Source organism: Conyzicola sp., from assembly GCF_046714715.1.
Lineage (GTDB): Bacteria > Actinomycetota > Actinomycetes > Actinomycetales > Microbacteriaceae > Conyzicola.
The window spans coordinates 1-15,340 of sequence record NZ_JBKKAD010000103.1 but is presented as its reverse complement, the minus strand read 5'-3'; the positions used below and the strand labels follow the sequence as shown (position 1 = coordinate 15,340).

Below are 15,340 nucleotides of genomic sequence, written 5' to 3'. Positions count from 1 at the left end.
AGCTCGTCATCGTCCCGGGCGCTGACCACGTCGACCTCTACGACCGCAAAGAAATGATCCCCTTCGACCGGTTCGAGAAGTTCTTCCTCGACAACCTCAACTAACCCCGTTGGCTGGCCCGCGACCTCTGACCCGCGGGCCGGCCACAGCAGAGGCTGCGCAGCACCTCACCCGACTGTTTCACCGCCCCTGGAAGGATTACCATGCAGTACCGCCAGCTAGGCCGCTCTGGTCTTCGCGTCTCCACCGTCACTTTCGGCACCATGAGCTTCGGCGGCAAAGGCGTCTTCGCCGACGTCGGAACAACCGGCGTCGCCGGCGCCCGAGAGCTCGTCGACATCGCCCTCGACGCAGGCGTGAACCTCCTCGACACCTCCAACGTCTACTCCCACGGGCTTTCGGAAGAGATCCTCGGCGAGGTCCTCGAAAGCGGCGGACGCCGGGACCGGACCCTGATCGCCACCAAAGTGCGCATGGGAATGGGCGATCGACCCAACGACGCGGGCCTGTCCCGCCAGCACATCATCGCCCAGGCCGAAGCGAGCCTGCGGCGGCTGCGCACCGACCACATCGACCTGTACCAGGTGCACAACTGGGACGGGCAGACCCCGCTCGAGGAAACCCTCAACGCCCTCGACACCCTCGTCCGCGACGGCAAAGTCCGCTACATCGGCGCATCCAACTACGCCGGATGGCAGCTCTCCAAGGCGCTAGGCGTCTCCGAACGGCACGGCTACCAGCGGTTCGTATCGCAGCAGATCCACTACACCCTGCAGGCCCGCGAAGCCGAATACGAACTCGCCCCCATCGCAGTCGACTCCGGCGTCGGCATCCTCTCCTGGAGCCCCCTCGCCGGCGGCCTCCTGTCGGGGAAGTACCGTCGCGGGGTGCAGCCTTCGGGTCAGGCCCGCCACCTCACCGACTGGGACGAACCGCCCGTGCGCGACGAGGACAAGCTGTACGACATCATCGACACCCTCGTAGAGATCGGCGATGCCCGCGACGTCTCCGCCGCACAGATCGCGCTTGCCTGGCTGATCGGCCGCCCCGGGGTGTCCTCCGTCGTCGTCGGCGCCCGCAAGAAAGAACAGCTGCTGGACAACATTGCCGCCGCCGACGTGGAACTCACCGACCAGGAACGCACACGCCTGGACGCCGTCAGCGCCCCGGACGTGCTCTACCCGTACTGGCACCACGTCAAGTCCGCCAACGACCGACTGAGTGACGCGGACATCGTCCCCAACGACATCATCCGCGCCGCCCAGTCCTGACAGGAAGGCCGGAGAACCGTGCCCGCACACAAGGAAACCCTGATCGAGCTGACGGTCGGTGATGAAATCATCACCGGAACGCTGTTCGACAACCCGGCGGCGAACGCCCTCGTGCAGCAGCTGCCACTGACCCTGCTCTTCGACGACCTCAACTCGATCGAGAAGCTCGCCGCTCTCGCCTCGCCGCTGCCGATGGACGGCATGCCCCCAGGGCACGCTCCTGAGGCGGGCGACATCGGATACTGGGCGCCGGGCGGCAAACTCGTCCTGTACTACGCCCCTTTCCCTTACTGGGAGGGCATCGCCCGGCTCGGCTCCTTCGACGGTATTGCCTCGATCAAGGCACAGACCGGCTCGTTCACCGTCACCATCGCACCCGAGGGAGCTCACCCTGGCAATCGCTGATCTGACCGATTCGCAAAGGCTGGAACGACTGGAAACCATCCACGAGGTCGAACAGCTCAAAGCCCGGTACTGCAGAATCCAAATAGGCCAACCCTGCGGAGGCCGCAGCGGCAATTCGCAGCGCAAGTGTTAGCAACAAACGGACAAAGGAAGTGATTTTCTGTGAAGGTGTTCATCATCGGCGCGGCCGGCGGTATTGGTATCCGACTGGCCAAAGCCCTCGTTTCCACCGGCGATACCGTGACGGGCATGGTCCGAAACCCGGACCACCACGAACCGGTCCCGGCAGCCGGTGCGACGCCGATTCGAGGTGATCTGGTCAGCGACAGTGTGGGCGAGCTTTCCACGAAGATGAGCGGACACGACGCAGTCGTCTTCACAGCCGGCGCGCACGGCGCCGGGATGGAGCAGACCACCCTCATCGATGGGAAAGGTGTCGAGAAGGCAGCCGCCGCCGCCACACAGGCGGGTGCACGACGGTTCGTGCTCGTCTCGGCATATCCGGAGGCTGCGGCGGACCCGAACGGGATCAGCGAGGGATACGCTCACTATCTGCGCACGAAGAAGGCCGCTGAAGTGTTCCTCACTGGCACGACCCTCGACTGGGTCATCGTCCGCCCCGGCCACCTCCTCGACGGGCCCGGCGACGGTCTCGTCACCGCCGGGCTCGCCCTCGTCGAGAAGGATGTGCGACGCGACAACGTCGCGGCGTTCATCGCAGCTGCCCTGCACAACCCGGAGCTGAACCGTACGATCATCGAGCTCACCGACGGCAGCACCCCTGTCAGCGACGCGGTTGCCCAGGTCGCACGCTCGGTCGGCCCTCGCCTTTGATGCCCGCTCCGTGAGCACTCGACAATGGGCAGTCGCGGCGTGACGGTCAACGAGGGCCATAACCATTCTGGGTTGGCCGGTCGCACGGCGTCCGATTCCTGGAAGGTCTTGTGCCCCGCGAGAATTGGCGGCGTAGATTGGCTGCATGGACGATCCGCGTCTTCAGATTCCCCCAGCCTTTGCCATCGGGCTCATCGTCGCGGTTGCTGCGGTTCTGATAGCAACGGCGGTGCTGTGGAGGGTCGTGCGCGGGGTTGTGGAGCAGGGCGCCGGCTCGGAGGGTTCGCTTCAGCGAGTGCGGTGGTTGATGCGTGCAGCCTTGTTCGCAGCGGTTGTAGGGCTTGCGACCGCGGCAGTGACAGCGGCTTCCGCCCCGGCCATCGACCCTTCACCCTCGTCGGCGCCGGCGGTCCCGGCCGAAAATCCGTGGTCGCTAGTGTGGAGCGACGACTTCGAGGGAAGTGCCGGCACTGCTCCCGATCCCGAGTACTGGACACATGAGACGGGCGGGAGCGGTTGGGGCAACGACGAGCTGCAGTACTACACTGACAGCCCCGACAATGCCTCCTTGGATGGCAACGGCAACCTCGCCATAACCGCCCGCCGGACCGCCCCGGATGCGACGGAACTCGAATGCTGGTACGGCCCGTGCGCGTTCACGTCGGCCCGTCTCATCACCGCGCAGAAGCAGGAGTTCACCTACGGCCGCTTCGAAACCCGAGTGAGAGTTCCTGAGGGCGCCGGGCTCTGGCCGGCCGTCTGGATGCTCGGTTCGGACTTCGCGGAAGTCGGGTGGCCCCAGACCGGCGAGATCGACATCATGGAGTTCGTCGGCAATTCCCCGAACAACGTCTTCGGTACCATCCACGGACCGGGGTATTCGGGCGGACAGGCGTACTCGGGCGACTTCGCCCTGCAAAACCCGGTTCCCGACGAGTGGCATGTGTTCACTGTGGAATGGACCCCCGAGAACATCACCTGGACGATCGACGGCGCCGTTTTCCATGAAGCCGATCCGACGGACGTCGCGCCCAACGAGTGGGTCTTCGATCACCCGTTCTTCCTCTTGACCAACATGGCGGTCGGCGGCAATTTCGGCGGTGACGTAGGAGACGACGTGACCTTCCCGAGAGAGTTCACAGTGGACTATGTCCGCGTGTACCGGCATTCTTCGTCGACGAATTGAGAAGTGCACGGGATTGTCCCGGGCGCGAAAGACCGGCGACATTGAGCAGACTGTCGGCGGACTCGAGCGGGGCTTTGACGAGCGAGGCGGTGACGAGACGTGCGGCGTTCTTGACGACCTCGGCCACGTGGTTTTCCGAGAACGCCGAGGCGTCGTCGATGGTTCCCGCCAAGGCTGCCACGACATTGCGCTGCTCGTCCATCACAGGCGCCGCGGCGGACCATCCTTGGCTTCCCGGACTCGCAGCCCCGCTGGTGAGAACTCCGCCCGAGCGAACATGCCGAACGTATCGGTCCACTTTGGACTGGGGCAAGAGCCCGTTCCGGGCACCGGCCCGGGTGACCAGGTCTTTGACGTCTTCCTCGGCCATACCGGCCATCAGCACCAACCCGGCAGGCCCGGAATCCTCGAGTTCGGCCCTGACGATCATCGGTGCAGGCGTTGCGTGAAGCGCGAGCACCTTCTGATGATCCCAGACCGCCAGCGTTGATTCGACTCCGCGCTCTGAGACGAGAGCGCGGAGCACCGGCATCCCGGCTTTGACGAGACGATCCGACGCCAAGGTGATCGATGCATACGAAAACCACCTCCAGCTGAGACGGAAGTGTCCGTTTGAGTTCACACGGTCGAGCAGCCCGATCGCCGCGAGCGTGGACAGGAGGCGGTGAGCGTGCGACCTTGACATGGCAAGCGCTCTGCTGACGTCGGCGGCGCCCCATTCTGGCTCGGCGGGTGTGAAAAGGCGCAATACTTCGCCGGCATGCTGTACGCCGCTTATCAATTGCATCCACGGCCTCGTCTCGCAGGCGTCGTTGATGGAGCATCTACCAGTCCACTATGCGTCCCCTATGCGGGGACGGCAATAGTCAGCGCGGCCTGATTGTGCTCGAATCGCTTCCAATTGAGCCCGCTCGGACTTCAACTGATGGCAAGGGAGCCACGACCATGAATACAAGGGTGAAGCGAGGGATGTGGCTCGGCAGCGTGGTCACCGTCGCCGCCTTCGCAGCAACATCCGTAGTGCCCGCGACTGCGGTGTCAGCGGCAGTCGAGTTCCCGTGGATGGACACCTCGCTGTCCTCAGACGAACGGGCCGCCTTGCTGCTGCCCGAAATGACGCTTGAGGAGAAGGCCGACCTCATGGCCGGTGATCCGTATCCGCCCGGTGAGGAATTGGCGTACATCAACTACGCGATCCCGAGAGTGGGTATTCCCCAGCTGCGGATGGTCGACATCGGACCGTCGGTACGCCGGGCGCTGGATCCGACGACTGGATTCCCCATGGGCCTCTCCGCGGCCGCGAGCTGGGACCTCGGGCTCGAAGTGCAGGTCGGCGCGGCTGTCCGCGAAGAAGCCCGCCTCAAGCAGTACAACACCGTTCTCGGCCCGAATGTGGACCTCCCGCGGAACCCCTGGTGGTCTCGCGTCGGAGAGTCTTTCGGCGAGGACCCTCTTCTGTCCGGACGCCTCGGCGCGTCGTTCGTCGAGGGCGCGCAGGCTGAGAACGACATGATCGTGAACCTGAAGCATTACAACGTGTACTCGGACGAGACGAACCGGACGCGCGCGAACATGGCCGGGTCGAGCGACGACGACAACTCGAACATGATCGTCGACGAGCGGACGCTTCAGGAGATGTACACCCGGCCGTGGGCTTCCCCGGTCAGCCAGGGTCTCGCCTCTGTCATGTGCTCGTACAACGAGATCAACGGCGTGAACGCCTGCGAGAACAGTCATCTTCTGAATGAGATCCTGCGGTCGCAGCTCGGGTTCGAAGGCTTCGTCCTCACCGACTACGGAGCGTCCCGTCCCCGCACCGAGACCACGATCGAGGGCGGAACGAATATGGAAACGGGCCTTGAGGTAGCCTTCGGCCCGCGAGGGGTAAAGATCGTGGAGGCGGTGAACGCCGGCCGGATCACCGAAGCGCAGGTCGATGAGCGCGTGCTGCAGATCCTCCGCACCTACTTCGAGTTCGGCGTCTTCGACAACCCGCTGCCCGAGACGCCGCAGGATGTCCCGGTCGAGGAGCACGGCGCGCTCTCCCGTCAGGGTGCGTCGGAGGCGATCACGCTGTTGAAGAACGACGGCGCTCTTCCTCTGGGCGACGCGCAGACCAACGGATCGATCGCGGTCATCGGTGAAGGCGCGACGTGGGCGGCACAGCAGTGCTGTGCGGGAGCCGCGACCAACACCACTTACGACGTCACCCCCCTCCAAGGGATTCAGAATGGTGCCCCCGCAGGAGCCTCCGTTACGTACGCCCGTGGGGCAGACGCCCCGCACGCCTACGACCTGGCACCGGGACCCGACGCCATCCCGTCGTCGGTCCTCTCACTCCCCGACGGCTCGGGAACTCAAGGCGTTCAGGGCGTGTATTGGAACAACCCCACTTTCCAGGAGCCGAACCTCGCGGTGCGCTCGGACCTGCGCCCTGGTTTCGATACCGGGCCGATCGCCTTCTTCGCCGCGCACCCCGAAGTAGTGCCGCCGCCCGCAGGGGCGCAGTCGGTGAGCTTCAGTGGCGAGATCACCGCGCCGACGACCGGCGAGTACCGGTTGTCGTTGTCGGGCTTCGGAAGCGGCTGGCTGACGTTCGAGGATGAGGAGATCGTGTCGTTCGTAGACCAGGTCTCCCCGGACGATTACGTGTCGGAGCCGCTGCAGCTCGAGGCGGGCGAGTCGTATTCTTTCAGGCTGGACTACGGCGCTACGAACCCGCGTGACGGGCTCGACCCGGGCATGGTGCGCATGGGCTGGGTGCCGCCTGCGGGGACCCTCGATCCTGACATCCAGGCAGCGGTCGAACTGGCTCGGAACTCCGCCGTCGCCGTCGTGGTCGCCGGACTCTACGAGACGGAGGCACGCGACCGTGCCGAACTCGACCTGGCGACCCAACAGGACGAGCTCATCAACGCGGTCGCGGACGCGAACCCGAACACTGTCGTGGTGCTGCAGTCGGGCGGCCCGATCCTGATGCCGTGGCTTGACAAGGTACGGGGCGTCGTTCAGGCCTATTACAGCGGTCAGGAGCAGGGCAATGCGATCGCCGACATCCTGTTCGGCCGGGTCAACCCTTCCGGCAAGCTTCCGATCACCTACCCGGCGACGGAGACCCAGCCCACCGAGGTGCTCGGAATCGAGCCGTCGGTGCTGAACTCGGAAGAGCCGGACATAGTCCTGAGCGAGGGAGTCAACGTGGGCTACCGCGGATACGCGGCGGCCGGCGCCGAGCCTCTGTTCCCGTTCGGTCACGGATTGTCGTACACGTCGTACGGATACGCGGACATGGAGGCCGCCGTGGACGACGAAACTGTCAATGTCAGCTTCACGCTGACGAATTCCGGCGACCGCGCCGGCTCCGAGGTGGCTCAGGTCTACGCCGGGACATTGCCGACCAGCGTGCCGACTCCGGTCCAGCAGCTCGCGGGCTTCGGGAGGATCGACCTGCAGCCGGGAGAGAGCACGCGAGTGAACGTACAACTCGCCTGCAAGTCGCTCGCCTACTGGGACGTCGACGAGTCGCGCTGGGTCAGCCCTGCCGGCGAGGTTGACCTCACTGTCGGTGCGTCCTCGCGTGACATCCGTCTCGAAGGATCGGTGACCCTGCCCGGCGGGACCTGCGCGGAGAACAGCGATCTCGCCATGAGCGCGACGTCCGGCCCGGTGGACACGACCGCGCCGACCTTCGAGCTGCCGGGCCTGAACGACGGCGGCGTCTACGGGGTCGGCGGGACTATCGACTGGGGCTTCACAATCGACGACCCGACGGCCACGGTGGAGGCGACCCTCGACGGGGGGCCGATCGACCTGTCCGTTCCGCTCGACCTGTGGCGCCTCGACCTCGGATTGCACGAGCTGGTCGTAACAGCCACGGACGCTGCGGGAAACGTCACCACGGAGACGTTCCGGTTCGCGCTGAAAACCTCGCTGCGAGACGTCGATCTCATGCTGCGTCTGTTCGAGGACTCGGACGTCGTCGACGACCGTGACGTCGTTCAGCTCCGCAACATCCTGTTCCGCGTGCGTGCCGCGGAGGCGCGAGGCAACGACACCGCCGCGCTGGTGCAACTCGAGCGTTTCCGCAACCAGGTGGACCGTCGCGTGGACGACGAAGCCGCGACAGCAGCGCTCGTGCGCAGTATCGATGCGATCACGGTCGAACTGGGCGGCACCCCTCCCGGCTCTGACGTGCAGGAGCGTCGGGCGTTGAAGGACCTCGCGGTCGAACCGGATGAGGAGAAGTCGCTGCTCCGCGAGTAGCACGCAACACGACGAGGAGGGCGAGGATCCGACACGACCCCCGCCCTCCTCGCCTTTGCAACCACTTCTTGTCCGGAACCATCAGGCGGGTCTGCTGCACGCGACGGGTCCGAAGCCTCGACAGCCTTCGATATATGCGCACGCCGAGGCAGCGGGCGACGCTCGGCCGTCTTGCCGCCGCCGAGCAGAAACCCAGAATCGAGTGGCCGTTTGGGCGGCCGCCCTTGGCTCCTGCCTGCTTGCCGTTCCGGAGGCCGACAGGCGACTAGTCGGTGATAACTATCGGCGTGCCCAACGGCAGCGCATTGACGGCCGACAGGGCTGCGTAGGTCAGCCGGATACACCCGTGTGAGACTTCGCCCGTGTTCGTGGTGTTGTAGTGGATACCGATGAGGCCGCCGTCGGTGCCGCCGAATGGTTCGTCGGCGGCGCTGGAGTGCAGGCTGGTGAGCTGGATCGTGTAATCGGCCTGGGTCGGGTCGTCGTAACGGGCCTGGAGGTATCCGGTGGTTCCGGTGGGTGTGGGAGTCTGGTCGCTTCCGACTCCGATGGCGAATTCGGTGGCGCCCCCGGCGCCGACGATGGTGAGCGTCTGCGCGGACGCCGAGATCGTCACCGTCGAGTCCAGCACCTGGTTCTGTGTCAACGACGCGAGTGGAACCCAGCCGGCGGTCTGGGCCGGCGCGTTGCCGCCGACTGACGACGGGGTCGCTTGGCGCGACGGGGTCAGCACAAAGGCCCAGTCGCCGGTCACCTTGACGGGAACGATGACGGTGGGCTCGTCGAGGAAGTTGCGGGCTGGGATCTTCGCGACGGCGACGCCGCGGTCGTCGCCGTACAGGGGGACATCCGATTGCGCCGTGTACGAATGGGTGATGGCCGAGGCATCGATTCCCGAGTACGGCAGCAGGCCGGGAATTACGGCGTTGTAGACAGCCTGCGGCAGGGCGGCGAGCTCGTCCGCGCTGATCGCCGGAACGGTGGGTGCACCCGTCTCTGCGGGCTCGGCTGTGGAGGTGCTGGCCGCGGCGACGGCGGGAACTCTCTCGGCCGGTGCGGTAGCGGTTGTCGCGACGATGATCGCGGTGGCCGCCACCGCGGCGATGGCGACGCTGACTGCTAAGAGGCGGTTGCGGGTGCGACGTTCCGGGCCGCGGGGCGGCTGGTCGTCGTCGTGTACAGCGACAGTCATGGTGGTCCTTAGAGATTCCGGGTGGTGCGTGGGCCGGACACTCGATGTGTCCGGCCCACGCAATTACGGGTCGGGCTAGCCGGCGATGATCGGGAAGCGGGTTCCCGGACGCGGCGCGACAGCGGCCGGCTCGAGTCCGGCGGTGTCGGCGGGCAGCGGATCGATCGGAGCCCCCGGGGCGGGAAGTGCCGTCGGCGGAATCACAACGCCGGGGAGCGCGCTTGCGTCGAACACCAGAGCCGGCGTGATCGTCGGGAGCACACGTCCGAGGTTCGCGGAGGTTTCGAATGCGTACGCCATGCCGAGCAGCTCGGCGTCCTGGAACGCCTTGCCCTGCAGCTGGAAGCCGATCGGCGATCCGTTGGCGTTTGTGCCGGCCGGGAACATGACCGTAGGTACTCCGGATGCGGACGACTGCGGGTCGCGGCGGCCGAAGCTGTTCGCGTTCGAGTCGTTCAGGTGCACGTCGCTGAGCTGCGCGGGGTAGAGAAGCACATCCACACCCTGCTGGTCCATCCAGCCGGCGAGAACCTCGCGGTACGCGGCGCGGTCGAACTCGAATGCAGCGAGCTGCACCGGGGTCAGGCCAGTGGTGGAGCGGGAGTTGATCTGGCTCGCGGTCTCGTAGGGGTTGTCGGGGTGATCGGCGACCCACTCCGCCCAGCCGCTGGTGTCTCCACCGTCACGGGTGCGAGTGGGTGCGGCGGGAGCATCCGTGATCGGGATGATCGTGGCACCGGCAGCCTCGAACCGGGCGAACTGGGCGCGCAGCGCATCCGAGGTGACGGTCGTCTGGAACGGGTCGTCGAACGCTGATGCTGGGACGCCGATGCGTGCGCCTTGAAGGGCGCTGTCGGTGAGCTCGGTGGTCCAGTCTGCAGGTCGGCGGCCGTTGGAAACGTCGTCCAGTGTGTCGTTCGGGTTGTCTTCACGTGCGGTGGCGTTCAGCAGCAGTGCCTGGTCGGCCGGGGACTGCGAGATGAAGCCCACGTAGTCCTGCACGATAGTCAGCGGCATGGTGCCTTGGCTGCTCTGCATGCCGTCGGTGCCGCGGAGGCTGGTGAGGCTCGCTGCACCCGATGGCCCCCAGAGGGAGTCTCCGGTCTGTGATCCCATGGATGCGGCGGCGAAGCTCGATGCAGTTGCCACTGCGGATCCACCGCTGGATCCGATGGGGCTCTTCGACTGATCGAAGGCGTTCCAGACCTGGCCGTAGTCGCTTTCGCTGTAGTGGCCGCTGTTCGCGAACTTCGAGAGGTTGGCCTTGCCGAGGATGATTGCTCCGGCCTCACGCAGCTTGGCCACCTGCCACGAGTCCTTCGTGGGCACGTAGCCGTCGAAGAGCAGCGAGCCGCCCGTGGTGGGCATGTCCTTGGTGTCGATGATGTCCTTCACCATGATCGGCACGCCGAGCAGCGGACGGGTGTCGCCCGCGAGGCGAGCGGTGTCTGCGGCCGCGGCCTGCTCCATCGCGTCGGGTGCGACGGCGAGAACCGAGTGCAGGCCCTGCGGGCCCTGGTCGTAGGCGGCGATGCGGTCGAGGTACGCGCGGACGATCTGCTGCGAGTTGGTCAGGCCAGCGGCGATGTCTGCACGCTGCTGGGTGATCGTCTTTCCGATGACGTTGTACGGCGACGAGGTCTCGGGAAGCGCTGCAGGGGTGGAGCCTGTTCCGGGGGTCACGGGCGGGACGACGGGCGGAAGCGCGTCGCAGGCGGCGGCGCTGAACCCCGCCGTCGTGAGACTGGTCAGGTCGAAGTTCGCGACCGAGCAGATTTCCGGAGTCGACAGCCCGGAGAAGTCGGGCGTTGTCGTCAGGGTCGCCGCAGTGGCCTGCACGGCCTGCACCTGCGAACCGGCTGCGAGGTCACGCTCGGAGATCCCGGTCACCACGAAGTGGGCGAACGAAACGGTCTCTCCCGGAGCGATCGTGACCTCGTTGACGAAGCCGGGGTGGTTCGAGTCGTCGCCGGCCGCAGCCAGTGGCACGTCGAACGGGCCCTGCTGGAAGTCGCCCATGCGGTCGAGGCTGGCCGCGTATCCGGGGGTTCCGAAGACCGTGGCCGACGGGCCGTTCGTGCTGGCGCCGAGGGGCAGAGCCGCGGTGGCGGAGGTCGCGGGCGTCGACCACGACGCCCAACCGTCGGCGTTCGAGATGGCGGTGTCGCCGTTGCCGGTTCCGGCGATGGTGGGCTGGACCGTTGCCGAGGTGACGCCGAGCGATCCGCCGAAGGCGATACTGACCGTCTGCGGCGTGCGGGTGGTGTTGGTGAAGGTGTCGAAGAAGCGGCCGTAGCTGCCCGCCTTGTTGATCGTCAAGTCGCGGGTGACATCGATGCCGTCGAGGTTGACGGCGTTCGCGCTTGAGTAGCTGCTGTCTCCGTCGTAATTGATGCCGAAACCGCGCATCAAAATGCCGTTGAGGCGATTGGTGCTTCCGTCCACATCGAGGCGGATGCCGCCGAAGCCGGAGAGGGCACCTCCGGAGGTGTTGCGCACACTGCCGGTGTCGAGACCCGGCATCGCCGCGTCCTGCACCGTCCACGTCTGCCCCTGCGCGATTCCGCTCACCGTGGTGATCGCGACGGCGCCCGTGGCACCGAGTCCGCTGACGCCTACCGTCAACGCGGCCGCGGCTGCTACGACGGACGGCAACCGGCGAACCCGCGGGCTCTTCCTTTTCTTGCTTACAGACACTGGCAATCCTTTGAAGAAGGCTCGCCCGATCCGCATGGCGAATCAATGCGTGCGTGCCGGGTGAGGAATCGAGGTGGGACCGCGCACGATGACGCGCGCACTTCGAACTTTATGGTTGGAGCGTTTCGCGCAGGTTTCGTGTGTTTAACGCAATGAATCCGCGTTACGACCAGTAGCACAATAATAAGTTGCGTGAGAGGCCTTATTTGACCCTCCCAGTTAGACGCGCTCACTTAGGCGGAGCAGAACCTCTTAACGAACCCGTCCGCGCGACGTTCTACGGCGGGGGAGACGAGGGATACCTCGACTACCCGACGCTGAACGGCGCCGACGGGGTCGCAGCGGCTATCTGAGCGGGGCAGTGTTCGCACATTCGGGCCCCTGCCCCTTCCGCAGACGCGACACAAGCGGGCTTTGGCCGACGACGCGCGATCAGTCCTTCCCGGGCGCACAATCAGACAACAAATAGCGCAAGAGCAGTAGTCGCTGGGGGACCAGGATGGATCTGGACACGTTAGCTGTCACTATCTCGTTGATGTGGGCATGCAATCAATCGCCGAGACCCCCGAGTTCCCGATGATCTGTCCCCTGACAAATAACGAAGATGAATGGCCAGGGACATGTTCGTAGCAAGTTGGATCTTCACATCGAAGCACGTTTCTTTTAGAGCACCCGAGCGGGTAAAGTCACCGGGCGGTCCAAACCGGCATCATCGCAACCGAGGCTGCTGATCAAACGTTTGCGATGAAATGTTCTAATCTTGCGCATTCGTCTTGGCGAGTTTGAGGAACTCATGGAGAGGGGCGGACGCGTAGTTCGCGAGGTTTTCCCGCCCTCCGGCAACCGCAGCCAGAATGGACCCGTCGATGATGTGCGCGCAAAGGCCCGCCCAGCTGGCCGAGTAACCGCAGGCGATGAGTGTATGAGCGACGTCAGATTCGATGTCTTTCCATACCTCTGCCAGTTCGGCGGCCAATCGATCGCTTTCGCGGGGGGCGTCAGCGATCCATCCGATAGTCGCCGCAATGGTGACGTCGTCGAGCGTGCTACCCAGGTAGGTGTGGAGCAGCCGGGTGACGGTGCTGTCGATGGTGGCCTGTCCGGAGGGAGACGCAGCGTTCTGGGCTGCAAAGTGGCGGGCCGATTCGATCGTGTCGAGCGCGGCGGAGAGCAAGTCTTCGCGGGTCGAGTAGTAGTAGCGGATCGCGGCCGGAGGCACCCCGGCCTTGTCAGCGACGCTGCGGTGGGTGACCGCACTCATCCGGCCGGTGAGGAGGATTGAGACCGCGGCATCGAGGATGGCCCGCTGGCGTTCGATGCCGCGGTCCTGTTTCGAGGTGCGTGCTGTCACCGCAACAGGCTAGTCGCTCGCCTCGACGGCGTCCTGCTTGCCGACAGCGTGGCGGGTGCGCAGCGCGGCGAAGAGGAGAATCGCGGGTGCGAGGAGGGCGGTGCCGGTCATGGCGATGAGCCATGGGGTAGGGTCCGGTCCGAGCAGGGTTCCCACGAGGGGTGTCGCCGATGCGGCGAGAAGGTATTGCAGGGCGCCCAGCACAGCAGCCCGCATGCCGAGGCCGTGATCACCGCTGCCCATCACCATTGTCATCAATGCCGGTTCAGCAGCGCCGAGTCCGAGCAGTGCCACTCCCATGCCGATCACTGCTCCGGTGAGGCCCGCACCGGTCCCGACGAGTGTGCCAGCGAGGATCACCCCGACGAGCATGACGATTGAGCTGATTACCGCTACCCGCCCTGGGGCAGCGGAGCGCATCCACACTCCACTCCCGACTGCGCCGACAACAACGGCGACGCCGGTAAGCCCGAAGATCAGCCCGAACGTAGCGGGGTCGAGGCCAAAAACATCTTGGTACACGAACGAGGCGCCGCCAATGTAGACGAACAGGAACATAAACGCGGTCGCCAAAGCGAGTGCCGGCACGAGGAACGCGGGCGAGCGAAGGATGTCTCGGGCGCTGCGGCCGATCGCTGCGGGCCGAAACGGAATGCGACGCTCAACGGGGAGCGATTCTTTCAGCGCCACGAGAGCAAGAACACCGGCAACCACACCGATGAGCGTCATAAGCGTGAGCACCCCGCGCCAGCCCGCGAGGACGTCGACGATCCCACCCATAGCGGGAGCAACAACAGGGCCGAGGCCACCGATGGTCATGATGACAGCGAATAACCGAGAGGCCTCCGCGCCGGAGGTGCGGTCGCGGACGCTGGCGTTGGCGACGACCAGGGCGAGCGCGGCGCCGAGACCCTGCAGCACGCGGCCGGCCAGAAGAACAGGAAGCGAGGGGGCAATGGCACAGATGATGCCACCGACTATAAATGCGCCGAGGCCGAAAAGCAGGGGCCTGCGGCGACCGAATGAGTCGGCCATCGGACCGGCGACGAGCTGGCCTGCGCCAAGTGCGACGAGGTAGACGGTAAGAGTCAACTGCACCGCGGCGGCCGTGACACCGAGGTCGCCCGCCATCTGGGGCAACGACGGAAGGAACATGTCAATGGCGAACGGGCCAAGGACCGCCAGGCCTCCGATCGCAATGACGACCGGAGCGCCGACCGGATTGCGCTGATTCACGAAAATTCTCGTTTCTAATGCAGGTGTACAAGTTATTTGGTGCAACTGTACCAGAACCGTCGGCCTGCAGGAGACGGGTGCGCGGACGTGAGCCCGTCATCGACGTGCGCATCTCTGGACCTACGGGACGGCTTGCGCGGCGGCAGCCACTTCTCGTAGGCGTCGGGGTAGGCACTGACCTGGACGGCCTGTGCGGCCGCTCCGGCTGCATGAGCTCCCAGCCCGGGATGTCGAGCAGGCCGCGGGGGCTGCCTTGATTCGGGCCGGCCGGGCCTCCGAAGAACGCCTCGGCGGCGGTGACGTTCATCCGGTCGCCGACCGATCCCCAGTTGGCGCGCTGCTGGAACGGATTCACCGCCGACAGACCGTCGACAAGTCGGGTGGCTAGGGCAGTCGATCCGTTGACCTTGCACCACACCGCCCCTCGAGGCGTAGAGTTCAGACCACTGTGGGGTCCCTGTCGAGGTCTTCGACGGAGACATGTTCGAGCCAGGTAGTGGTGGTCGAGGGATCGTCGGCGGATTCCAGGATGGCGATGTGCTCCATGAAGTAGCCGTTCGCGGCGGCGTGGAAGTGTTCCTCGTCGGGCGGCGTGTACAGCGTCTGCCCGGCGAGGACCTCGATGAGGGTGCCGTCTCGGCCGCCGAAACGGGCCACGCCCGCGGTGACGCGGAGGAACTGCCCGCGCGCGTGGGAATGCCAAGCGGTGCGGGCGCCTGGTGCGAGGCGGACGGTGACCGCTGTTGCACGCTGGTCATCGTTCTGCGGGGTGGCGATGGGGTCGACCCATACATCGCCGACGAACTGTTCGGGCGGGTTCTTCACACTCGGGGTGGTGGGGAGGATCTCCATTGGTTCATTCCTTCTCTGCCGGAGTGCCCGGCGTCAGGCGTCGGTTCACGGTC

General features: G+C 65.6%; 11 protein-coding genes. 5 read left to right on the top strand and 6 right to left on the bottom strand.

What is annotated here, in order from left to right; translation table 11 throughout:
• The first annotated feature begins 203 nt into the window (after positions 1–203).
• The 4 genes from ACLQ6X_RS08050 to ACLQ6X_RS08035 all read left to right on the top strand — a co-directional run bounded on the left by ACLQ6X_RS08050 (position 204) and on the right by ACLQ6X_RS08035 (position 3,696).
• Complete coding sequence (locus tag ACLQ6X_RS08050; protein WP_411699656.1) at positions 204–1,271, top strand: aldo/keto reductase; 1,068 nt, start codon at positions 204–206, stop codon at positions 1,269–1,271.
• A gap of 18 nt (positions 1,272–1,289) precedes the next feature.
• A complete protein-coding gene (locus tag ACLQ6X_RS08045) occupies positions 1,290–1,676 on the top strand; it encodes a cyclophilin-like fold protein (protein ID WP_411699655.1) in 387 nt (128 codons plus the stop codon).
• Positions 1,677–1,838: 162 nt separating this feature from the next.
• Entirely contained in the window at positions 1,839–2,510 is a 672-nt protein-coding gene (locus ACLQ6X_RS08040) for an NAD(P)-binding oxidoreductase (RefSeq protein WP_411699654.1), read from the top strand.
• 145 nt (positions 2,511–2,655) lie between these two features.
• Positions 2,656–3,696, top strand: coding sequence for a family 16 glycosylhydrolase (locus ACLQ6X_RS08035; protein WP_411699653.1), 1,041 nt, complete (start codon positions 2,656–2,658; stop codon positions 3,694–3,696).
• Here ACLQ6X_RS08035 and ACLQ6X_RS08030 read toward each other — a convergent pair.
• A complete protein-coding gene (locus ACLQ6X_RS08030; RefSeq protein ID WP_411699652.1) occupies positions 3,647–4,483 on the bottom strand; it encodes an IclR family transcriptional regulator in 837 nt (278 codons plus the stop codon). The genes ACLQ6X_RS08035 and ACLQ6X_RS08030 overlap by 50 nt on opposite strands.
• A 158-nt stretch (positions 4,484–4,641) precedes the next feature.
• Between ACLQ6X_RS08030 and ACLQ6X_RS08025 the strand changes: the two genes are divergently transcribed.
• The gene (locus ACLQ6X_RS08025; RefSeq protein WP_411699651.1) at positions 4,642–7,959 is read left to right on the top strand and encodes a glycoside hydrolase family 3 C-terminal domain-containing protein; all 3,318 of its coding nucleotides are present in this window, start codon (positions 4,642–4,644) and stop codon (positions 7,957–7,959) included.
• Between the two features lie 265 nt (positions 7,960–8,224).
• Here the strand turns inward: ACLQ6X_RS08025 and ACLQ6X_RS08020 are convergent, their stop codons facing one another.
• The 5 genes from ACLQ6X_RS08020 to ACLQ6X_RS08000 form a co-directional block, all read right to left on the bottom strand.
• Positions 8,225–9,151: a L,D-transpeptidase family protein gene (locus ACLQ6X_RS08020; protein ID WP_411699650.1), complete on the bottom strand. Its 927-nt coding sequence runs from the start codon at positions 9,149–9,151 to the stop codon at positions 8,225–8,227.
• Between the two features lie 75 nt (positions 9,152–9,226).
• Complete coding sequence (locus ACLQ6X_RS08015; protein ID WP_411699649.1) at positions 9,227–11,848, bottom strand: amidase; 2,622 nt, start codon at positions 11,846–11,848, stop codon at positions 9,227–9,229.
• A 754-nt stretch (positions 11,849–12,602) separates the two neighbouring features.
• Complete coding sequence (locus ACLQ6X_RS08010) at positions 12,603–13,199, bottom strand: TetR/AcrR family transcriptional regulator (RefSeq protein ID WP_411699648.1); 597 nt, start codon at positions 13,197–13,199, stop codon at positions 12,603–12,605.
• Positions 13,200–13,208: 9 nt separating this feature from the next.
• Entirely contained in the window at positions 13,209–14,435 is a 1,227-nt protein-coding gene (locus ACLQ6X_RS08005) for a multidrug effflux MFS transporter (RefSeq protein ID WP_411699647.1), read from the bottom strand.
• A 438-nt stretch (positions 14,436–14,873) separates the two neighbouring features.
• Positions 14,874–15,287 (bottom strand): cupin domain-containing protein, encoded by a 414-nt coding sequence (locus ACLQ6X_RS08000; RefSeq protein WP_411699646.1) that lies wholly within the window; start codon positions 15,285–15,287, stop codon positions 14,874–14,876.
• Positions 15,288–15,340 lie beyond the last annotated feature (53 nt).